Here is a 21,726-nt window from a genome sequence, read left to right as displayed (position 1 = left end):
TAACAGAAACCCGCTACATCGATGGCGGGTTTTTTATTTTATCTACCTGGCAAATACTTTCTTGAATATAATTCTTTGGATTTATCTGATGGGTAATTATTCGCCGTGTTTCAATCATTAAATTATTAATCCGGCGTGTTTGAAATAATTAATTTGTGATTTTTGTAGGTTATAAATAAAAGCGCTAGAAACCTGCGTTGAATACTTAAACAATAGGCAAGTACTCTTCTGAAAATTTTAAGGACTTCCTATGTTTCAACGAATAAAAGTGACCTGGCTAATGGTGGTTGTATTAAGCCTGCTGGCTGTGGTTCAGGTTATATCTTCAGGATTATTTATAAATGCCCTGAATAATGACAAGAAAAATTTTACGATAAACCAGGCGATGAACGGTAATGTCATCTCTTTTACCGATGCATGGATCACGTTGAACCTTGCGCGGGTCGACATTAACCGTGGCTTGTTGCGCCTGCAAAGTGAAGAAATAGGGCTGGCGGAAGGCGTCACTCTCCAACAGTTACATGACAGCGCCGCCGGGTTACTGAAAGAATCCGAAGCCCACTTTAAAGTCTTTACCTCTCTTGCTGAAACACCCGGCATCGATCCTCGTCTTTCTGAAAATATGGAAAAGGCCTGGCTAAATTATCATCATTCGCTCAGTGAGATGAATCGCCTGCTGGCTCTGGGTGATATTAAGGGAATGCTGCGCCAGGATGCGCAAAAAAATAAAGATGAAACCCAGCAGAGTTATTTGCACTGGCGTGATGCCGAAGCAAAAATGATAGATATCGGCATCAAAGATAATGAAAGCGGCTACCAGCGTATGCTTTGGGTTATTGCTATTGTCATGGTTATTGTGGCGCTGGTGATTATTCTGAGCTGGATCTTTATTAAGTCGGTATTGATAAAACCATTGCATGTAGTGATGGGACATATTAATCATATTGCTGATGGTGATTTAACCGAGGCAATTGAGGCTGGGGGGAAAAACGAAATCGCCCTGCTCGCCAAAAGCGTCCAGGGGATGCAGCAATCGCTGGTGAAAACCGTTAGCGTGGTGCGCGATGGCGCGGATTCCATCTATACCGGCGCAGGCGAAATCTCCGCAGGCAGTACCGACCTCTCTTCCCGTACTGAGCAGCAGGCGGCATCGCTGGAAGAGACCGCTGCCAGCATGGAGCAGTTAACCGCCACGGTGAAACAGAATGCCGACAATGCTCGCCAGGCAACACAACTGGCGCAGACCGCCTCCGGTACGGCAAAAAAAGGCGGCAATGTGGTCGAAAGCGTGGTGCGCACGATGGAGGAGATCGCCACAAGTTCCAACAAAATTGCGCATATTACTAATGTTATCGACTCTATTGCCTTCCAGACCAATATCCTGGCGCTGAATGCGGCAGTTGAAGCGGCGCGCGCCGGTGAGCAGGGGCGCGGTTTTGCGGTGGTCGCCGGGGAAGTGCGCACGCTGGCGCAGCGTAGCGCGGAAGCGGCCAAAGAGATCAAAGGGCTGATTGAAGACTCCGGCAAGCGGGTGAATGCGGGTTCGGCGCTGGTTAATGAAGCTGGTGAAACAATGGCCGAGATAGTCAGCGCCGTCACGCGTGTGACGGATATTATGGCCGAGATCTCTTCCGCCTCTGATGAGCAAAGCCGGGGGATTGACCAGGTTGCGCTGGCGGTCACCGAAATGGATAGCGTGACGCAGCAGAACGCTGCGCTGGTGCAGGAGTCCGCCGCCGCCGCCGCGACGCTCGAAGAGCAGGCCGCGCGGTTGAACGAAACGGTGGCGCTGTTTAAAGTGAACCGCAGCGGTACATCCACCCCGCGTTCGGTTGCCAGCGCGCCATCATGGAAGCCAAAAGCGGACAGCGCGCAGAGCGAAATGGACTGGGAAAACTTCTGAGTCTGCGGTGACGGCCAGACTGCCTTCAGGCATCCGTTTCGTTAAGCGAACTGACGCGGGTTTTTGCCGGTTTGGAGAGCACGGCCGTCACCACGCCGCCTATTAGCAGCACGATGCCGCAGAAGGTCAACAGCGGCGGGAAGCTCTGGCGCAGTAAAAAGGTATACAAAAGCCCGGCCAGAGTTTCAAAAACAATCAGCGGGCCGACGATCACCGTCGGCAAGCGCTGGCAGGCAATATTCCAGCACAGCGCGCCTACCCAGGAGCAGAGCACGGCAATGGCAAACATCAGCGCGAGAAAGACCAGCGGGCGGGGGCCAAACGGCTGCGGGAAGGCGGGCTGCTGCGCCGAGATCCACCAGCATGCCAGCACATAGCCCACCAGCGACACCGGCAGCGTCACCAGCGCCTGCGCCGTTGCCCACATCATCGGGTTTTTGTCGGGGTTTTCCCGCAACCAGCGCGCATTCCGTAGCGCATACCATGCCCAGCAGACCACGGCGATAAACGCCAGCGCAATTCCCGTGCCGTAGCGCGAAGGGCTGAAGTCAGGCAGGCCGTGGCGCAGCTCGGCAATATTCACACACAGTAATCCCAGCGCGATGCACAGGAGTGCCGGAACCAGGCGACGCCAGGAAAGTTTGCCATCACGCTGGCTATAGAGCAGGTTTGCGCACACCGGGATCACGACCGGCAGCGTCGCAATAATCATGGTTGAAACCGGCGCGCCGGTACGCTGAATGGCGCTGGCGAGGCAGACGTAATAAATCAGGTTCCCCATCATGGTCAGACCCAGCGCAGTCAGCCAGTCGTGGCGCGACAGCGTGCGCAGGCGTGCGCGACCCAGCCATGCCAGCGGCAGGGCAATCAGCCCAAGCGCCAGGTAACGCCCTGTAGATTGCAACACCGCCGGGTAGTCCGGCACAATCAATGGCCCGACAAAAATCAGTCCCCACATCAGCCCGGCAAGCAGGGCATACACCACACCGCTAATCATCTCTGCACCCATTTCATCTCTTTGCGGCCAGTGTAGAAGCGTAATGCGCGAGAATATTGTACGAGATTGCGCATTAGCGGCGCGCAACCTGCTTTTGATAGCGCACCGGGGTGATACCGTAGCGGTGGGTAAACGCGCGGGTCAGGTGGGACTGGTCGGTTAAGCCGGTGGCGGCGGCGACTTGTGCGGCGGGCATCCCTTGCGTCAGGAATGCTTTCGCGCGCCACAAACGAATGGCCATCAACATCTGGTGCGGTGTAACGTGAAAATGGGCCTTAAACTGGCGTTGAAAATGGTACGGGCTGAGCGCCGCAACGTTCGCCAGTTCATCCAGCGTCAGGCTGTGCATGTAGTTGTCGTGAAGGTACTCGCGAACCTGGTCAAAGCGGTGCGCGCCTTCCTGGCGCTGCGGTGCGTGGTGCGCCAGCGGGCGAAAGCTATCGATAAGATCCAGCAACAGCCCTTGTTGCGCCAGCGAATCGTCGGTGTGCCACAGGCCATGTATCTGTGTGCAGATCTGGTGTGCCCGCCGTGGATCGTGGCGGGTGACATCGCGAAACCACCAGTGGCGGATGCCGGTCACTTGTTCCAGTAAATCCGCATCGAGATAGACCATACGGTAGCGCCAGCCGTCGGCGGTTTCCGCTTCGCCAGTGTGCAGCTCGTCCGGGTTCATGGTGACGATCGAGTTTGCCGGGGCGACATACTGGCTGCCGCGATAGCGAAAACGCTCGGCGCCTGCCTCAATCGCGCCGATGCCAAACGCTTCATGCGTATGAGGCTCAAAGGCGTAGCGAGAGATATGGGCGTGATACAGCTCAACGCCCGGTAGCGTCGGCAGGTGGCGAAAACGCGCGCTGTCGCGTTCGTCGTTAAACTGTTCGGGTACGCCTTCCACATTTATTCTCCGCAGGGCCATCTGTTCATTATTAAGGATGGCCCGGCGGCATGCTACAAAAATTAACCAGCTTGCAACAATTACAGCAGGGCGTTGATGCTCTGCTGGATGGTCGTGGTCGGGCGGCCTATCAGTTTGCTTAATGTTGCGCTGTCATCAAACAGACCGCCTTTTGCCGCGCCAGCGTCAGAATCAGCCAGCAGCTCGGCGAGGTCGTCCGGCAGCCCGGCGCTTTTCAGCGCGGCGGCAAATTCCGCCTGACTCAGGTTCTGATAGACCACTTGCTTACCGCTGGCGTGGCTCAGCAGCGCAGCCAGCTCGCTTAATGTCCAGCTTGTATCTCCGGCCAGCTCATAGATTTTGCCAGCGTGGCCCTCTTCAATCAGTACGCGTGCGGCAGCGGCGGCATAATCAGCACGGGTGGCCGAGGCGATTTTGCCCTCGCCAGCCGCACCGATAAATACGCCGTGTGCGAGGGCGGGCGGTACGCTGGCAAGGTAGTTTTCGCTGTACCAGCCGTTACGCAAAAGCGTGTAGGGGATAGCGCTCTCAGCGAGCATTTTTTCTGTCGCCACATGCTCAACATGCAGACCCAGCGGGGAGGTGTCGGCGTGCAGCAAGCTGGTGTAAGCAATGTATTTCACCCCTGCTTCTTTGGCCGCGCTGATAATGTTTCGATGCTGTGCCGTGCGTTGACCCACTTCGCTGGAGGAGATCAGCAGCAGTTTATCCACGCCTTTGAGCGCTTGCGCCAGCGCGGCCTGGTCATTGTAGTCGGCCTGACGGACAAGCACGCCTTGTTTGCTCAGGGATTCGGCTTTTGCCGGGTTACGTACGATAGCGATTATCTGGTTTGCCGCAACGCGCTTGAGCAGCTCAGCCACAACAAATTGCCCCAGCTGGCCGGTTGCGCCGGTGAGTGCGATCATGGTGTCTCCTTAACTGTTTCGTGAGTGTTATGATAAGCTAGCACTCTAACTAACTTTTAGTAAGTACGTACAAAAAGGTAAGTATGAAAAGTGACTCTGGTGCGCCAACATTGAGTGAACAGTTGCGCGACGGCAACCTGTTTGCCGAGCAGTGCCCGTCGCGGGATATCCTCAAGCATGTGACCAGCCGCTGGGGGGTACTGATCCTGATAGCGTTGCGCGATGGCACGCACCGTTTTAGCGACCTGCGGCGCAAAATGGGCGGCGTTAGCGAAAAGATGCTGGCGCAAAGTCTGCAATGGCTGGAGCAGGATGGGTTTATTAACCGGCTGGCCTACCCGGTGGTTCCGCCGCATGTGGAGTACAGCCTGACGCCGCTTGGGGAGCAGGTCAGTGAGAAAGTGGCTGCGCTTGCCGACTGGATCGAGGTGAATGTGCCCGAGGTGCTGGCTTTTCGCGCTGAACGCGAAGCGCAGTTCCCCCGGGCCGGGTAATTACTTGCTTAGATCAAGCTTATAAACCGCAAAACCAATTTCGTCCGTTCCGGTTTTCTCCATCGGATATTGCGCTTTCTCTTTGATAAAGGCCCCGGCTTTTTCCGTCGGGGCGGTTTCAAAGCGAATATCCAGTTTGCGGGTGGCGTGGATGGGAGCCAATCGCCAGTTGTTATCGGCCGCCGGGTGGATTTCCCCCGCGCGTTTTGATTCTTCACCAATCCACTTCGCCAGCACGGAACGGTTCTCATCCGGCGAGGCGAACGCGATATGGCTGTCGCCGGTTCCGGCAAACTTGCCGCCGTAAGCCCGGTAGTTATTGGTCGCTACCAGGAACACCGCGTTCGGGTCGATGGGTTTGCCCTGGAAGGTGAGATGCTTAATACGCTCTGCCTGCGGGTTCACGCTCTGGCACTCGCCGTCGTAGCGTGCCGGTTGCGTCACATCTATCTGGTAATTGACCCCGTCAATCACGTCAAAGTTATAGGTGCGAAAACCGTCCCAGTTCAGCAAGCTTTGCGGTTTGTCGCTGCTGGGATCGATTTGGTTAAACTGACCCGCCGAGCACTCCAGCCACTCTTTCACCTCTTTACCGGTTGCTTTCACCACCACCAGCGTATTGGGGTAAAGATAGAGGTCGGCGGCATTACGGAAGGTCAGCTGCCCTTTTTCCACTTCAACGTAACTGGCCGGATCGTTTTTACGCCCGCCAGCTTTAAATGGCGCGGCGGCAGAGAGCACCGGCAGTGTTGCCAGGTCAGGATCGCCCTGAATAAAGTGTTCGACATAGGCTTTCTGCGCGTTGTTCACCACCTGCACGGTCGGATCGGCCTGCACCAGCGACAGGTAGCTGTACATATTGTCGGCGGATTTGCCAATCGGTTTGCCGACAAACTCGCGGGTGGCATCATGAGAGTGTTTGAGGATGTCGACCAGCGCGCGGTCTTCGCTCACCAGCTCTTTTTTCGCTGTCGTGTCATAAATAGGCCGCGCCTGGGCTTTCGCTTCGCTAACCTGCCATTTACCGGCATCGTTATTGAGCACCAGATCCACCACGCCCAGATGATCGCCCCACATGCCAGGCATCACCGCAGGCACGCCGTTCAGCGTTCCTTTATCAATATCGGCGCCTTTAATATCCGCAAAATCTTTGCCGGGGAAGACGGCATGCGCGTGACCAAACAGAATGGCATCCACCCCCGGCACTTCGCTGAGGTAATAGACGGAGTTCTCAGCCATTGTCTGCCAGGGTTCTACCGACAGGCCGGAGTGGGCGACCACCACCACTACGTCGGCACCTTTTTCACGCATTTCCGGCACATACTTTTTGGCGGTTTCGGTAATATCATTCACCGTCACTTTGCCGCTCAGATTGGCTTTATCCCAGACCATGATTTGCGGCGGAACAAAGCCGATATAGCCAATACGCAACGTCTGCGGCTTGCCTTCATTATCCACCACCGCCGTCTCTTTGATCAGGTAAGGGGTAAAGAGCGGTTTTTGACTTTTCGCATCGATAATATTGGCGTTGACGTAGGGGAATTTAGCCCCCGACAGCGCCTTATGCAGGTAGTCGAGGCCGTAGTTAAATTCATGATTGCCCAGATTACCTGCGTCATAATTCAGCGTGTTCATCGCTTGATACACCGGATGAACGTCGCCGTTTTTAAGCCCTTTGGCCGCCATATAGTCACCCAACGAGCTGCCCTGGATTAAGTCGCCGTTATCCACCAGCACGCTGTTTTTTACTTCCTGGCGTGCGGCGTTAATCAGACTGGCGGTGCGCACAAGTCCGAATTTCTCCGTGGCGGTATCTTTGTAATAATCAAAGCCCATCATATTGCTATGCAAATCAGTGGTTTCCAGAATGCGTAAATCCACCGTTGCAGCCTGCACGCTCGCCGCAATCAGCGTGGCAAGTAGCGTTGCACTAAACTTAATCATCAGAGGTGTCCTTAATTAGGGCTAAGTCGCAAAAGCAAATGTTATGTACATTTTGTTGCTTACAGAATTGTGAATACTGCCATAAAAATGAGCAGGGAAACCGCAATCGCTATCACAGATGGCAGATTCCACCACAATGCGATATAAGTAAAACAAAGAGTTACAAACCACTGAACAGAGAGGTGGAAAATGTTAGAAGCTATTTGTCAGCTCGCGCGCGAAGCGGGTGATGCCATTATGCAGGTCTACAAGGGTAACAAGCCGATGGATGTCGCCAGCAAACTGGACGATTCTCCGGTTACTGCGGCGGACATCGCCGCCCATGAGGTGATTGTGCGCGGGCTGCAAACCCTGACGCCGGATATCCCCGTGCTCTCTGAGGAAGATCCGCCTACCTGGAGTGTGCGTCAGAACTGGCAGCGTTACTGGCTGGTAGACCCGCTGGACGGGACGAAAGAGTTTATTAAAGGCAACGGCGAGTTCACCGTGAACATTGCGTTGATTGAAAACGGTAAGCCGACGCTTGGCGTGGTGTATGCGCCGGTGCTGAAAGTGATGTATTTCGCCGCAGAGGGGAAAGCGTGGAAGGATGAGTCGGGCAACTGTTCGCAGATCCACGTCAGCGATGCCCGCCCGCCGCTGGTGGTGGTCAGCCGCTCCCACGCCGATGATGAGTTAAAAGAGTATCTTAGCCAGTTAGGCGAGCACCAGACCACGGCCATTGGCTCTTCGCTGAAGTTTTGCCTGGTGGCGGAGGGGCAGGCGCAGCTCTACCCGCGCTTCGGGCCGACCAGCATCTGGGATACGGCAGCAGGCCATGCGGTGGCGGTAGCTGCCGGGGCATATGTGCGTGACTGGCAAGGGCGAACGCTGGACTACACGCCGCGTGAGTCCTTCATTAACCCTGGCTTTCGCGTCTCTATTTATTAAGCAGCTTATGCAGCAGGGCGATAACCTGCTGCACCTCTTGCTGGCTTAGCCCGCCATCTTTTGCGTACTGTACGCGGCCTTCTTTATCAAGCACCACTATCGCCGAGCTCTCTTCCTCCAGTTGCCAGGCTTTACGCGTAACGCCATTGCTGTCGACGATAAACTGTGACCACGGGTAAAGTTTTTTATTGCTCTCAAGACTACTGCGAACAAACATTGCGCTGCCAGGGATAGCGTCATCCGTATTGACGATGGTGGTGGTTTGGTAGCGATCGTGCGGCAGATTGGCGGATTTTATCGCTTCTATCAGCGCCGCGTTCTTCTCTTTTGCCGACGTCCGGCCAGCAATATGCTGCACCACGCGCACTTTGCCAGCGAGCTGGGCGCTGTTCCAGTTTTTATAGCTAAACTTGTCATTATCAAGCAACAGCTCCCCGCGATCGGCGATGCCTACCGGCGACACGCGCTGGTTCGTTTCAAAATTATGTGCTGAAGCAACCAGCGGCAGCAGCAGGCATGTGGCTGCCAGGATAGTACGTAGGGTCATGGTGTTTCCTTATCGTTATGCAGGTGATCCGACCACTTGGTTTAACAATTTAATCATAAGTGCGATTTATTTGTTTTTCCCGCAAGCGGAATGCCAGTTTGCGGGCGAACGCACATTTCCTTGAAAAAATGCGGACTTATACTGCGTTCCTGGAGAGGCCGCAAAGAATCCTCTGAATAATTGTCATCAAATGGTAAATAATCTTATTCACACTATGTATCCCTCGGGTTCTGAACTATAGTCATTGAGCAATAAATTTGCGCTCAACCACGCTGGTCCGATTTGGTACCGCAAGGGCGTAAGGCTTCACAGGAGATACAAGAATGAAAATTTTCCAACGTTACAACCCACGTCAGGTGGCTAAGTACGTCAAAATCCTGTTCCGTGGACGGTTGTACATCAAGGACGTAGGTGCTTTCGAGTTTGATAAGGGAAAAATCCTTATCCCGAGGGTAAAAGACAAACAGCATCTGTCTGTTATGTCTGAAGTTAATCGCCAGGTGATGCGTCTGCAAACCGAAATGGCATAACCAGTCCAGTAGTGCTATGCAGTAGTTCAGGTACTATAAAAAAACGGCCCCATCGGGGCCGTTGATGTTTGTACGCTCGCTTAAGCTGCGCCTTGCTCTTCCGCGTCCGGCAGTTTTGGCGTCAACACCGGCGCGCGGGCGTCAATGCGCGTGACCAGCAGCTGATCGATACGGTAGTTATCGATATCCACCACTTCAAATTTATAGCCGGAAAACTTCACCGAATCGGTACGTTTCGGGATTTTTCGCAGCATAAACATCATAAAGCCGCCGATCGTTTCGTAATTACCCGACTGCGGGAATTCGTCAATATCCAGCACGCGCATCACGTCATCAATCGGCGTCCCGCCATCAATCAGCCATGAGTTTTCATCACGCGCCACAATCATCTCTTCCAGCCCCTGACCGATAAGATCGCCCATCAGAGTGGTCATCACATCGTTGAGGGTGATAACGCCTACCACCAGCGCGTACTCGTTCATGATGACGGCAAAATCTTCACCGGCCGCTTTGAAACTTTCCAGCGCTTCAGAAAGCGTCAGCGTATCGGGCACGATCAGCACATTGCGGATTTGCACCCCGCTGTTAAGCGCCATGCTCTGGTTTGCCAGCACGCGGTTTAGCAGGTCTTTGGAATCCACATAGCCCACGATATGGTCAATATCGTTGTTACACACCAGGAATTTAGAGTGGGGATGCTCGGCGACTTTGTTTTTCAGGCTCTGCTCGTCTTCGTGCAGATCGAACCAAATCACATTTTCGCGTGACGTCATTGAAGACGGCACGGTGCGCGACTCAAGTTCAAACACGTTCTCAATCAGCTCGTGCTCCTGCTTACGCAGCACGCCAGCCAGCGCTCCGGCTTCCACTACCGCATAAATATCATCGGAGGTGATATCGTCTTTGCGTACCATTGGCAGCTTGAAGATACGAAAGATGACGTTAGCCATGCCGTTAAAAAACCAGACCAGCGGGCGAAAAACGAATAAACAGAAGCGCATCGGGTTGATGATACGCAAAGCCACGGCTTCGGGCGCAATCATACCGATGCGTTTCGGTGTCAGGTCGGCAAACAGAATAAACAGCCCGGTGACCAGAGAGAACGAGATAATAAAGCTCAGCTGATCGGCAAGCTCCGGGGAGACAACGTTGGTAAGCATGCTGTAAAACGCCGGAGAGAAGGCGGCATCACCCACAATACCCCCGAGGATGGCCACCGCATTGAGGCCAATCTGTACGACGGTAAAAAAGGTGCCAGGATTCTCCTGCATTTTCAGGATATGGACTGCGTTGATATTGCCCTCATCGGCGAGCAACTTGAGTTTTATCTTTCTGGAAGCTGCAAGCGATATCTCTGATAACGAAAAGAACGCACTTACAGCGATGAGACAGAGTATGACTAAGATACTGTTTAACATAATTTATCCAGCTATTAACCGGATCCTCGGAAGGGTTTTTTGGAATATCCATGTGGTAAACACAATGAAAACCGGCCCGAAGCGGTGGACCGGCAATTTCCGGCTTAGTATAGCGTAAGCTCCGGTGACGCTGCCAGAGGTGTAAGCATTATGTTACGTTTCGCACGCCACTGACCTGCGTCGGAATTTACTCCGTTTGCTCTGGCGGCATAATATCCCTTCTCCTGCCGCTAAAAATATCCAGGGCGATGACAGGATTCACCTGTGCCTCTTCTCGGGTGTCCGGGTTTTTGATTGTCCAGCTTTTGCCGCTAAAAATATCTTTTATCGTATGTTCGGCGCCCGCCGTTGTAAGTTCCACCTCTTCAAGAACCACTCCTATTCTTGTCGGTAATTTAAGCTCACGGCGCTTACCATCAATATGCATCGTCGGTAAAGGCTCCATAACAGAGATCTCTTTAACTCTGAAATAGGTATTGGGCCGGTATAAATACTCATTTTCAAACGTTGATAAAGATAACGCGTTTGGCAACAATGGCGTCGGGCCATATGGTGTGGCAATTTTATAATTTATTATTGTCCTCAAATAATCGACGCCTTTTTTGGCATACTCTTCGGCAAAAATCGTATCGGATGAGACGCTCATAAATTGTTTGCCGTTTGACACGATATCGCCAACTGCAATATTACCGGCAGACCAGGGATCGGCATCCGGAAATTTATACGATGCCGTTCTGATATATTCCCCTTTTTGTACGGGAAGCTTACCAGGGGTTAACGCACTTAATATGTTGTCATATAAGTTTTGTAACTCTTCCGTGAGCGGCTCTTCTTCTCTCAGATCCATATTTAGCTCATAACTTATTGAGATACCTGTTGAAATGGAATTGTCACTATAAGATTTTCCCACTTCCTTAGGTAAGCCGGTCCAGATCCTGAGCGCTGTTCTTTCCTCTTCAGGGAGATCTTTTACGGCGGTTTCATATTTTGTGGCGTCAAGCTCAGCTTGTTGTAATTCGACGAGGCGATCTTCCGGGTATAATAACGTTTCGGCTTCTGTGCCTTCTTTTGATGTCCTGATGTTATAAAGCCAGTAATTACGTTCTACAGTTTTATAATCATAGTTTTCATTGCGTGGAAGCGACATGGCATAACCCGGATTCAATACTTCATTACGATTATCATCAACAAATTTTTCAAGTTGTGGAATGGTGCTCTCTATATCAATAGCATCCTTTATCGATTTTTTTAATGTTAATAAACGTAGCTTCTGCAATTTATGTAATGCTGTGCCTTTATTTGCGGCAATAATATTTATTATCTCATCGAGTTTCTCTGACACAGTTGCGTATTTTGGCGCAGAGTTAATAAATAATATGTCGAGGGGCGTTTTTTTCATATATTTCGCCGCGACTTGCGCTTCGATGCTCATCCCGGCACTGGCATCGGCGCTTTCAGCGGCTTTAGCCAGAGTATCGACACCCTTATCGTCTTGTACAACGGTTTCCGGCTGCTCTGGAAGCAACTGATCTAAGGCACCACTCCCGGATGGATTGTCACCCTGCGGAACACCCATCGGTTTTACGTTATCCACAGGCGGTGCATCATGTTGTGATGCGACCAATTGCTCCAGTTCGGCGAGCACATCCTCCCAGTAGCTCACCTCATGCTTTGCTGTGCTGCTGTGAGCCAGCGTATCAGCAGGTTTATCGACAAGAGCGTTTCCCAGGTGAAAAGATTTCGACTTTGCGTCCCACACGATATTTTCGGCGCCAAAATCGTTAGGTTTCAATCCGACCAGCCGGGTTTTTTCAAACATATCGACAAACTTTTCTCCGGCATCGGCAGTCAGTGTATCAGCACTCAATGAACCTAGCGCTTCGCCTGGCTGATGATAGGTTCTGAGATAATAGTTTTTGTCAAAATCATGATAAAGCTGTGCCGCCCCCGGACCGTAAAAACGATTTATTTTCCTGGCATTTTCTATCGCTGCGTTAAGTGGAGCGTCAGAGCCGTCATAAATATATTTTTTAATAACGAAGGTATTGTCATCTGCATCGAAAAAGGTTCCCTCCTCCAGCGGCTGGCCTAATTTCAGTTGCATACTTAATTCAGGGAAGCGTGAATCAATGACGCTAACGGTTTCTTGCGGCACGCTTGTTTGTGCAATATTTCTCGGGATCTTAAATCGTTCTGCCCAGTAGGGTATCCCGCCCGTTTGTTCTATTTCGAGAACAAACGCGTCAGCGCTATAGAGGCCATTTTTTTGGAAGTGATATTTAGCCAAAAGCTCTCTGGCTGTTTCTTCATTAAAACCATCCAGGTTTTTTAATGCCTCAACGGGGTGTGCTCTTTTTCTGCCGCCAAAACCAACGGTAACGATATTTTTTAGTCGTTCTCTGTCGGATTCCAGATGAAATTTGTTATCTTCGAGGCGAATAATGATTTTATTGCCACCTTCTGGCGTGCTGACTGCAAATCTGTTGAGGTTTAGCTCTCGCACGCGAATATATTTATCATCTATTTTTAGGAAGTTTTTCCCCTCGGCATTCCACCTTATACCTTTGCTATCGGGAGCGGAAAGGGTATTGACATCAATGTCAGTAATAAACATATTCGCTGTGATTTGCTTTTTCACTTCGTCGGTAATTTGTGCTGACGTCGTGCTTTCGAATAACCAGCGATTACCATCCCATTCGACTTGCCAGGCTTTGGCGGCTGGGTTTTTTATATCATAAATTTCATAGCGGACCCCGTGTGCCGGAATCACTTTCTGGCGCACCGGGATCAGTTTGCCATTCATTTCAATATACCGCCCTAATACATAATGCGTCTCATCACCTGCTTGTTCTGCATGGTACGTATGCCCGTAACCATAGTATTGCGGGTTGTTATTTAATTCAGGAACATAAAGATATCCATGGTTAAGCTCTGCCTGATACTGATTAAGTATTTTTTCCTGTTCTACTGAAAAGGCAGGTTTGGCAAAGTGTGTCGCAATATGCCAGCGTTTGGTCAGTGGTTCCATATACACCGGTATATACTCGGTTTTCCCTGACTCGCTATGTACGACTATTTCATATTTATTCTGCGCATTTTTTGTCAGTTCATAGTTTTGTCCGTAGAGTTCGATATAGCGTTTTCCTTCAAGAATTTCGACATCAAGATCGGTAATATCGAACGTATCCGCATAGCGCCAGGTCAGGGTTTTCTCATCAATAACGACTTTTCTTTCCAGCCGTTCAGGATCGATTGCATGAGGATACCAGGTGACAAACTCATTCTCTTTTTCTGTGGGCTTAAGATAAATCTCTCTGCCGTTATCACTGATCTCACCCTTGCCATTTTTTAGCGCAAGTAAAATTTCTTTACGGATATTGGTAGCCCGGTTGCGGGTATAAAAAGCGGCTCTGTCTTCGAAGGCCTGAGTATGTGAAAGCGAAGAGAACTCGCCGGGAAGTTTTGCCGCGCGCTGTGGATACTCCAGGCCTCCGGCATCAATTGATGTCAGGACAGTGGCGGCCATCAGATGATTATATCTTTCCGCACAGATAGTATCGCCTTGTTGTTGATAATATTCCCGGCGTTTTGCGCTGGCGATCATACTGCCTATTAAAGGCATCAGACCAATGGTGACGACAATAAAAGAGATGTTTAACCCATCCGCAATACCGCGCTCCTCAGGGGTTGGTCTGCCGTTCGGGTTATTATCGTAAATAGCGCGAAACGGTTTGTCTGCACGCTGCGCCTGGAATAATAATACCTTTCCTTTATTTTTCCCCTGGGTATCCAGCACCTCCTCTTCAAAAGCACAATGCTCTTCAATATGTTTTACGGTTTGAGGATCTTCTTCTGTGGATAAATTGCGCTTAACACGTGCTGGCGGTTTGGTTGGTGAATGCCCGGGTGCTTCGTCGATGGGGAATATAAGCACCGGGCTGCCCGCGGCAGTGCTTCGCATATTGAGTTCAAAATCTTTGCCTTCATCAGACGTGAGTTCCCCCTCGGCCACCAGATAATCTTTCAGTCTTGAGAAAAGATTTTTTATCTCCTCTTCACTGGTTAACGTATAGCTATTCGTTGCGCTATTCCAGGTGATACCGTTATCGCCAGCGGGAACCGGTGCGGCTGCGGTGCCGGTTAATAAAAAAGGCGTGGTTTCGGTTTTCTGCTGGCTTACTTCCGGGTATGGGTGGGGATGACTGGCCGCGAGAAAAGGTGCGCTGCTGAGCGATAACGCATTTTCTGCCGCTAAAGGTAAGCCCGCATCTGTAGGCCGAACTTGTGAGAGCAACAGTAAAAATTGTACCGCGCGCGCCATGGCGCTGCGCTGCATGTTAAGCGGCGGGGCAAGAAAATGTAATTCTTCTGCGCTATTTTCGCTGCGTAAACAGTGCGGAAGTAATAAGTGCGTATCGTTTGCGTACGTATTATCGGCTAAATTTTCGTAAGCGTTTTTAAGCGTCTTTTCATGTTGCTGGCTAATAGCACCCTGCTGGGTGCGAAAGTGTACGGAAGAGACTGGCATAATACCTTTCCTTGTCTTTAAAATAAAAAAAGCTAATTAAGACAAAAGGAAGTGGATATAAAAAAACGATGTTTTTTAGCCATAAAATAAAAAAGCCAACCTGAAAGGTTGGCTTTTCCGTTGCGCTGGTAATGATTATTGTGGCGGCAGACAAACGCCAATACCGCCAATTGCGCAGTATCCATAGGGGTTTTTATGCAGATATTGCTGATGCTCGTCTTCTGCATAATAGAAGGGCGTCGCAGATTTAATTTCCGTGGTCACTTCTCGCTCATCGCCTGCCCTGCGCATGGCTGCCTGAAAGCGTGCCAGGCTTGCCTGTGCCGCGTCGTTTTGCTCAGGTGTTAATGGGTAAATCCCCGAGCGATATTGCGTACCGTGATCGTTGCCCTGGCGCATGCTCTGGGCGGGATCGTGGTTTTCCCAGAATATCTGTAACAGCTGCTCATAGCTGATGACCTGCGGATCGTAAACGACGCGTACCGCCTCGGCATGACCGGTCTCGCCAGTACAGACTTCGCGGTAAGTCGGGTTCGGCGTATAGCCGCCGGTATAACCCGCGGCAGTGCTATATACGCCGGGTAATTGCCAGAACAGACGCTCGACGCCCCAGAAGCAGCCCATCGCAAACAGTGCTGTCTCCATCCCTTCGGGCACATTGGTCATTGAATGCTCGTTAACAGCATGTAAACCGGCAACCGGCATCGGCGTGTTGCGTCCGGGTAATGCATCAGCCTGAGAAATAAGGTCTTTTTTATCGAGTAAACCCATGGTAGTACCTCCCGGAAGGTGTGATTGTTGTTAGGGTTGTGTTGTTGCGTCTCTTTTAACACAATACTAGCCAGCATATTCATGTTGCAGATGCGTTGGCAACGCTCATTTGCCCGACACGATGCTCTGCAACACGATTTATTTAGGATATAAGCCCCCTAAATCAGACTAGATTTAATCATAAGAAATTTGGGGGAGTAGCCCGTTTTTCAACCCATTTTTTGGGTTTTTATCAGCTTGTGTTTCGTCATAAAGGCGGGGCAAGGCTCGGCGCGGAGCTGCGCTTACGTTTCCTGACCGGGGGGAACGAGGATATTCAGGAGAGAACGTGCCAAAAATCCGTCTTTTATGTATCGCCGGTTTGCTGTTACTGAGCGAAACGGCTATCGCCGCTAACGTACGATTGCAACTGGAGGGGCTCACCGGGGCGTTGCAAAAAAACGTACGTGCCCAACTGTCAACCATTGAGAGCGACGAAGTCACGCCTGACCGGCGCTTCCAGGCTCGCGTTGATGATGCTATCCGCGAGGGGTTAAAAGCGCTGGGGTACTTTGAACCCACGATTGATTTCGAACTGCGCCCGCCACCGGCGACAGGGCGACAGGTGCTGATAGCACGCGTTTCGCCCGGTGAACCGGTACGGATTGGCGGCACCGATGTGGTTCTGCGCGGCGGCGCGCGCACCGATCCCGCCTATCTCGCGTTGCTAAAAAAACGCCCGGCCATCGGCACGGTGCTGAATCAGGGCGATTACGACAGCTTCAAAAAATCCCTCACCAGCATTGCGCTGCGCAAAGGCTACTTCGACAGCGAGTTTACGAAAAGCCAGCTCGGTATCGCGCTCGGTCTGCACAAAGCTTTCTGGGACATTGATTACGACAGCGGGCAGCGCTATCGCTTTGGCGACGTGACCTTTGAAGGTTCGCAGATTCGTGAAGAGTATTTACAAAATCTGGTGCCTTTTCATGAGGGTGACTACTATCAAACCCGCGATCTGGCCGAGCTAAGCCGCCGCCTGTCGGCAACCGGCTGGTTCAATTCTGTGGTGGTGGCGCCTGAGTTTGAAAAATCGCGGCAGACAAAGGTGCTACCGCTCAAAGGTGTGGTTTCGCCGCGCATTGAAAACACGGTGGAAACCGGGGTCGGTTACTCAACAGATGTTGGGCCGAGAGTGAAAGCGACCTGGAAAAAGCCGTGGGTAAACTCCTACGGTCACAGCTTTACGACCGGTATGAGCGTCTCTGCGCCTGAGCAACAGCTTGATTTCAGCTATAAAGTGCCGCTGCTGAAAAATCCTCTGGAGCAGTACTACCTGGTTCAGGGAGGCTTTAAACGTACCGATCTTAATGATACCGAAGCGGACTCGACCACGGTCGCCGTTTCGCGTTACTGGGATCTCTCCAGCGGCTGGCAGCGCGCCATTAACCTGCGCTGGAGTCTCGATCACTTTACCCAGGCGAATGTGACGGATACCACCATGCTGCTCTACCCTGGCGTGATGGTGAGCCGCACCCGCTCGCGAGGCGGACTGATGCCAACCTGGGGGGATTCACAGCGCTACTCGGTGGATTACTCCAACACCGCCTGGGGATCGGATGTGGATTTCCTCGTTTTGCAGGCGCAAAACGTCTGGATCCGCACCCTCTACGATCGCCACCGCTTTATTGGCCGCGCGACGCTTGGCTGGATAGAAACCGGTGATTTCAATCGCGTACCGCCTGATTTGCGCTTCTTCGCCGGTGGCGATCGCAGCATACGCGGCTACAAATACAAATCCATCTCGCCTGAAAACAACGAAGGCAAGTTGACGGGGGCCTCGAAGCTGGCCACCGGTTCGGTGGAGTATCAATACAACGTGACCGGAAAATGGTGGGGCGCGGTATTTGTGGACAGCGGTGAAGCGGTCAACGATATCCGCCGCAGTGATTTCAAAACCGGTGCGGGCGTCGGTGTGCGCTGGGAATCTCCGGTTGGCCCGATCAAGCTCGATTTTGCCGTACCGGTCGGTGACAAAGACGAACACGGTTTACAGTTTTACATCGGTCTGGGGCCAGAATTATGAGTTTATGGAAAAAAATCAGCCTCGGCATACTGGTGTTTATCCTGCTGGTGCTGGGCACCGTTATCTTTCTGGTGGGAACGACCAGCGGTCTGCATCTGTTGTTTAACGCAGCAAACCGCTGGGTGCCGGGGTTGGAGATAGGCCAGGTGACGGGCGGGTGGCGCGACCTGACGCTAAAAAATATTCGTTACCAGCAGCCGGGCGTGGCGGTAAATGCCGGGGAAATCCACCTCGCGGTGAACCTCGGTTGCCTGCGCAGCAGCAGCCTGTGCGTCAACGACCTGTCGCTCAAAGATATCAATGTCGCTATCGACAGCAAAAAAATGCCGCCATCGGCGCCGGTTGAAGAAGAGGAGAGCGGGCCGCTGAACCTCTCGACACCGTATCCGATAACCCTCAGCCATGTCGCGCTGAACAATGTGAATATTCACATCGATGATACGACCGTATCGGTGATGGATTTCACCTCCGGTTTGAGCTGGCAGGAGAAAGACCTGACGCTGAAACCAACCTCGCTGCAAGGCTTGCTGATTGCGCTGCCGAAAGTGGCGGATGTGGCGCAAGAAGAGGTTATCGAGCCAAAAGTTCAAAACCCACAGCCGCAGGAGAAGCCGCTTGGCGAAACGCTGAAAGCGCTATTTGAAAAACCGCTGTTGCCGGAGATGACCGATGTGCATCTGCCGCTCAACCTGAATATTGAAGCGTTTCGCGGCGAGCAACTGCGCCTGACGGGCGACACCGACATCCTGGTGCGCAGCCTGCTTCTGAAAGTGAGCAGTATCAATGGCGACATGAAGCTGGACGCTTTAGATATCGACTCTAACCAGGGCAGCGTCAAGGCGACCGGGCGCGCGCAGCTACGCGATAACTGGCCGGTCGATATTACGCTTAACAGCACGTTGAATGTCGAGCCGCTCAAAGGCGAAAAGGTCAAATTGCTGGTCGGCGGCGAACTGCGTAAGCAACTTGACGTTGGCGTGAACCTTTCCGGCCCGGTTGATATGGCGCTGCGCGCGCAAACGCAGCTGGCGGAGCCTGGCGTGCCGTTGAACCTTGAGGTTACCAGCTCTCAGCTCTACTGGCCTTTTACCGGCGCGAAGCAGTACCAGGCTGACGACCTGAAATTAAAACTCTCTGGTAAAGCGACGGACTATACCTTGTCGTTTCGCACGGCGGTAAAAGGGCAGGAGATCCCTCCGGCCACCATTACGCTTGATGCGAAAGGTAACGCGCAGCAAATCAACCTTGATAAGCTGACCGTGGCGGCGCTGGAAGGCAAGACGGAACTGAAAGCGCTGCTCGACTGGCAGCAGGCGATCAGCTGGCGGGGCGAATTAACCCTTAACGGTATCGATACAGCCAAAGCCTTCCCGGACTGGCCGTCGAAACTCAATGGCCTTATCAAAACGCGCGGCAGCTTATATGGCGGCAGCTGGCAGATGGAGGTGCCGGAGCTGAAGCTGAGCGGTAACGTCAAGCAGAACAAGGTGAATGTCGTCGGGCAATTAAAAGGCAACAGTTACCTGCAATGGGTCATTCCTGCTTTGCATCTTGAGCTTGGGCGCAACAGCGCGGATATCAAAGGCGAGCTGGGCGTGAAGGATCTCAACCTGGATGCCAACATCGATGCGCCAGGTCTGAATAATGCGCTGCCAGGGCTGGGAGGGACGGCCAAAGGCGTGGTGAAAGTGCGGGGAACCGTCGATGCGCCGCAGGCGCTGGTGGATATTACCGCGAATGCGCTGCGCTGGCAGGAACTCTCGGTGGCGAACGTGCGCGTGGAGGGAGACGTCAAGTCGAGCGATCAGATTGCCGGGAAGCTCAACCTGCGCGTTGAGCGCATTGAGCAACCTGGCGTGAATATCCGTCTGGTGACGCTTGCCGCGAACGGTAGCGAAAAGCAGCACACGATGCAGCTGCGCGTGCAGGGCGAACCGGTTTCGGGTCAGTTGAATCTCTCCGGCAGCTTCGACAGGCAGGCGCAGCGCTGGAAAGGCTCGTTAAGCGATACGCGCTTTGCGACGCCGGTCGGTCCCTGGTCGCTCACTCGTCCGATAAGCCTGGATTATCGTAATCAGGAGCAGAAAATTGCTATTGGCCCGCACTGCTGGCTGAACCCGAACGCTGAGCTGTGCGTGCCGCAAACCATTGATGCGGGCGCGCAGGGGCGGGCTGTCATCAATCTGAACCGCTTTGATCTGGCGATGCTCAAACCGTTTATGCCGCAGACGACGCAGGCGAGCGGCGTGTTTAGCGGCAAGGCGGATGTGAGCTGGGATACCACCAAAGAAGGCTTACCGCAGGGGCAGGTCACGCTCTCCGGGCGTAACGTGAAGGTGACGCAAGTGGTTAATGATGCGCCGCTGCCGGTCGCCTTTGATACGCTGAACCTGAACGCGCAACTGCGCAATAACCGCGCCGATCTCGGCTGGCTGATTCGTCTTAGCAATAATGGCCAGTTCGACGGGCAAGTGCAGGTTACCGATCCGCAGGGTCGGCGCAACCTGGGCGGCAACGTGAATATTCGCAACTTCTCGCTGGCGATGGTTAACCCTGTCTTTAGCCGTGGCGAAAAAGCGGCGGGGATGTTGAATGCGAACTTACGCCTCGGCGGTAATGCGCAAAGCCCGCAGCTTTTCGGTCAGCTTGGGGTGAACGGGCTGGATGTCGAAGGTAATTTTATGCCGTTTGATATGCAGCCAAGCCAGCTGGCAATGAATTTCAACGGCATGAGTTCCACGTTGCAAGGTGTCGTACGCACCGCCCAGGGGCAGATCAACTTGAGTGGCGATGCTGACTGGAGCCAGATAGATAACTGGCGCGCGCGCGTGGCGGCGAAAGGCTCGAAGGTGCGTATTACCGTGCCGCCGATGGTGCGCCTGGATGTGTCGCCGGATGTGGTGTTTGAAGCAACGCCAAATCTTTTCACCCTTGATGGCAGCGTGGATGTGCCGTGGGCGCGCATCGTGGTGCATGAGTTACCCGAAAGCGCGGTGGGTGTCTCTAAAGATGAAGTGATGCTGAATAACGATCTGCAACCTGAGGAGCCGCAAACCGCTTCGATACCGATTAACAGCAATCTTACTGTTCACGTCGGTAATGATGTGCGTCTCGACGCTTTCGGCCTGAAAGCCCGCCTGACCGGCGATTTAAAAGTCGCCCAGGATAAACAGGGGCTGGGGCTGAACGGGCAGATAAATATTCCACAAGGGCGCTTCCATGCGTACGGCCAGGATCTGCTGGTGCGCAAAGGCGAGTTGTTGTTCTCCGGGCCGCCGGATCAGCCGCTGCTGAATATTGAGGCTATCCGTAACCCTGATGCAACGGAGAATGACGTGATAGCAGGCGTGCGGGTCACCGGCACCGCCGATGAGCCGAAAGCGGAGATTTTCTCCGATCCGGCGATGTCGCAACAAGAAGCGCTCTCTTATCTGCTGCGTGGCCAGGGGCTGGAGAGCGGGCAGAGCGACAGCGATGCGATGACATCCATGCTAATTGGCCTGGGGGTTGCACAAAGTGGGCAGGTTGTGGGTAAAATCGGCGAGACGTTTGGCGTAAGCAATCTGGCACTGGATACCGAAGGGGTCGGCGACTCCTCTCAGGTTGTGGTCAGTGGTTACGTACTGCCGGGGCTACAGGTGAAATATGGTGTAGGAATCTTTGACTCACTGGCGACTCTCACGTTACGTTATCGTCTGATGCCTAAGCTGTATCTGGAAGCGGTGTCTGGCGTAGATCAGGCACTTGATTTGCTCTATCAGTTTGAGTTTTAGCA

The 21,726-nt window shown here is 52.7% G+C and carries 14 protein-coding genes; 6 read left to right on the top strand and 8 right to left on the bottom strand.

Features of this window, described 5'->3' with window-relative positions; translation table 11 throughout:
- Nucleotides 1-250: 250 nt before the first annotated feature.
- A complete protein-coding gene (locus ACTU3N_RS21075) occupies nt 251-1,903 on the top strand; it encodes a methyl-accepting chemotaxis protein (RefSeq protein ID WP_443088084.1) in 1,653 nt (550 codons plus the stop codon).
- 25 nt (nt 1,904-1,928) lie between these two features.
- Here ACTU3N_RS21075 and ACTU3N_RS21070 read toward each other — a convergent pair whose 3' ends face one another.
- The 3 genes from ACTU3N_RS21070 to ACTU3N_RS21060 all read right to left on the bottom strand — a co-directional run bounded on the left by ACTU3N_RS21070 (nt 1,929) and on the right by ACTU3N_RS21060 (nt 4,727).
- Nucleotides 1,929-2,912 (bottom strand): DMT family transporter, encoded by a 984-nt coding sequence (locus tag ACTU3N_RS21070; protein ID WP_443088083.1) that lies wholly within the window; start codon nt 2,910-2,912, stop codon nt 1,929-1,931.
- Nucleotides 2,913-2,973: 61 nt separating this feature from the next.
- A complete protein-coding gene (locus ACTU3N_RS21065) occupies nt 2,974-3,798 on the bottom strand; it encodes an AraC family ligand binding domain-containing protein (protein ID WP_443088082.1) in 825 nt (274 codons plus the stop codon).
- Between the two features lie 80 nt (nt 3,799-3,878).
- Entirely contained in the window at nt 3,879-4,727 is an 849-nt protein-coding gene (locus ACTU3N_RS21060) for an SDR family oxidoreductase (RefSeq protein ID WP_443088081.1), read from the bottom strand.
- Between the two features lie 83 nt (nt 4,728-4,810).
- On the opposite strand from ACTU3N_RS21060, the gene ACTU3N_RS21055 reads away from it, so the two are divergent.
- Nucleotides 4,811-5,221: a winged helix-turn-helix transcriptional regulator gene (locus ACTU3N_RS21055; RefSeq protein ID WP_443088080.1), complete on the top strand. Its 411-nt coding sequence runs from the start codon at nt 4,811-4,813 to the stop codon at nt 5,219-5,221.
- Here ACTU3N_RS21055 and ACTU3N_RS21050 read toward each other — a convergent pair whose 3' ends face one another.
- A complete protein-coding gene (locus ACTU3N_RS21050) occupies nt 5,222-7,165 on the bottom strand; it encodes a bifunctional 2',3'-cyclic-nucleotide 2'-phosphodiesterase/3'-nucleotidase (RefSeq protein WP_443088079.1) in 1,944 nt (647 codons plus the stop codon). It abuts the gene before it with no gap.
- A 189-nt stretch (nt 7,166-7,354) separates the two neighbouring features.
- On the opposite strand from ACTU3N_RS21050, the gene cysQ reads away from it, so the two are divergent.
- Nucleotides 7,355-8,095: a 3'(2'),5'-bisphosphate nucleotidase CysQ gene (gene cysQ / locus ACTU3N_RS21045; protein WP_443088078.1), complete on the top strand. Its 741-nt coding sequence runs from the start codon at nt 7,355-7,357 to the stop codon at nt 8,093-8,095.
- Here cysQ and ACTU3N_RS21040 read toward each other — a convergent pair.
- Nucleotides 8,085-8,642 (bottom strand): YtfJ family protein, encoded by a 558-nt coding sequence (locus ACTU3N_RS21040; protein ID WP_443088077.1) that lies wholly within the window; start codon nt 8,640-8,642, stop codon nt 8,085-8,087. The genes cysQ and ACTU3N_RS21040 overlap by 11 nt on opposite strands.
- A gap of 323 nt (nt 8,643-8,965) precedes the next feature.
- On the opposite strand from ACTU3N_RS21040, the gene ACTU3N_RS21035 reads away from it, so the two are divergent.
- Entirely contained in the window at nt 8,966-9,172 is a 207-nt protein-coding gene (locus tag ACTU3N_RS21035; RefSeq protein ID WP_443088076.1) for a DUF1107 domain-containing protein, read from the top strand.
- An 80-nt stretch (nt 9,173-9,252) separates the two neighbouring features.
- On the opposite strand, the gene ACTU3N_RS21030 is transcribed toward ACTU3N_RS21035, so the two are convergent.
- The 3 genes from ACTU3N_RS21030 to msrA form a co-directional block, all read right to left on the bottom strand.
- Nucleotides 9,253-10,590 (bottom strand): hemolysin family protein, encoded by a 1,338-nt coding sequence (locus ACTU3N_RS21030; protein WP_443088075.1) that lies wholly within the window; start codon nt 10,588-10,590, stop codon nt 9,253-9,255.
- Nucleotides 10,591-10,777: 187 nt separating this feature from the next.
- On the bottom strand, nt 10,778-15,118 hold the full coding sequence (locus tag ACTU3N_RS21025; RefSeq protein ID WP_443088074.1) for a hypothetical protein: 4,341 nt from the start codon (nt 15,116-15,118) through the stop codon (nt 10,778-10,780).
- A gap of 135 nt (nt 15,119-15,253) precedes the next feature.
- Entirely contained in the window at nt 15,254-15,889 is a 636-nt protein-coding gene (msrA, locus tag ACTU3N_RS21020) for a peptide-methionine (S)-S-oxide reductase MsrA (protein WP_443088073.1), read from the bottom strand.
- 328 nt (nt 15,890-16,217) lie between these two features.
- Between msrA and tamA the strand changes: the two genes are divergently transcribed.
- Complete coding sequence (gene tamA / locus ACTU3N_RS21015) at nt 16,218-17,951, top strand: autotransporter assembly complex protein TamA (protein WP_443088072.1); 1,734 nt, start codon at nt 16,218-16,220, stop codon at nt 17,949-17,951.
- Nucleotides 17,948-21,724 (top strand): autotransporter assembly complex protein TamB, encoded by a 3,777-nt coding sequence (gene tamB / locus ACTU3N_RS21010; protein WP_443088071.1) that lies wholly within the window; start codon nt 17,948-17,950, stop codon nt 21,722-21,724. The genes tamA and tamB overlap by 4 nt, the downstream gene beginning before the upstream one ends.
- The last annotated feature ends 2 nt before the right edge of the window (nt 21,725-21,726 follow it).

Origin of the sequence: Vagococcus sp. WN89Y (assembly GCF_052220145.1) — a bacterium.
Taxonomy (GTDB): domain Bacteria; phylum Pseudomonadota; class Gammaproteobacteria; order Enterobacterales; family Enterobacteriaceae; genus Kosakonia.
This window is presented reverse-complemented; position numbering and strand designations above follow the sequence as displayed.

Excerpts from the sequence above, each read along its gene's own strand:
- tamB (WP_443088071.1), top strand. The coding sequence starts at position 17,948 with ATGAGTTTATGGAAAAAAATCAGCCTCGGCATACTGGTGTTTATCCTG.
- msrA (WP_443088073.1), bottom strand. The coding sequence starts at position 15,889 with ATGGGTTTACTCGATAAAAAAGACCTTATTTCTCAGGCTGATGCATTA.
- ACTU3N_RS21050 (WP_443088079.1), bottom strand. The coding sequence starts at position 7,165 with ATGATTAAGTTTAGTGCAACGCTACTTGCCACGCTGATTGCGGCGAGC.
- ACTU3N_RS21055 (WP_443088080.1), top strand. The coding sequence starts at position 4,811 with ATGAAAAGTGACTCTGGTGCGCCAACATTGAGTGAACAGTTGCGCGAC.
- ACTU3N_RS21025 (WP_443088074.1), bottom strand. The coding sequence starts at position 15,118 with ATGCCAGTCTCTTCCGTACACTTTCGCACCCAGCAGGGTGCTATTAGC.
- ACTU3N_RS21040 (WP_443088077.1), bottom strand. The coding sequence starts at position 8,642 with ATGACCCTACGTACTATCCTGGCAGCCACATGCCTGCTGCTGCCGCTG.
- ACTU3N_RS21070 (WP_443088083.1), bottom strand. The coding sequence starts at position 2,912 with ATGGGTGCAGAGATGATTAGCGGTGTGGTGTATGCCCTGCTTGCCGGG.
- ACTU3N_RS21030 (WP_443088075.1), bottom strand. The coding sequence starts at position 10,590 with ATGTTAAACAGTATCTTAGTCATACTCTGTCTCATCGCTGTAAGTGCG.
- cysQ (WP_443088078.1), top strand. The coding sequence starts at position 7,355 with ATGTTAGAAGCTATTTGTCAGCTCGCGCGCGAAGCGGGTGATGCCATT.
- ACTU3N_RS21035 (WP_443088076.1), top strand. The coding sequence starts at position 8,966 with ATGAAAATTTTCCAACGTTACAACCCACGTCAGGTGGCTAAGTACGTC.
- ACTU3N_RS21075 (WP_443088084.1), top strand. The coding sequence starts at position 251 with ATGTTTCAACGAATAAAAGTGACCTGGCTAATGGTGGTTGTATTAAGC.
- ACTU3N_RS21060 (WP_443088081.1), bottom strand. The coding sequence starts at position 4,727 with ATGATCGCACTCACCGGCGCAACCGGCCAGCTGGGGCAATTTGTTGTG.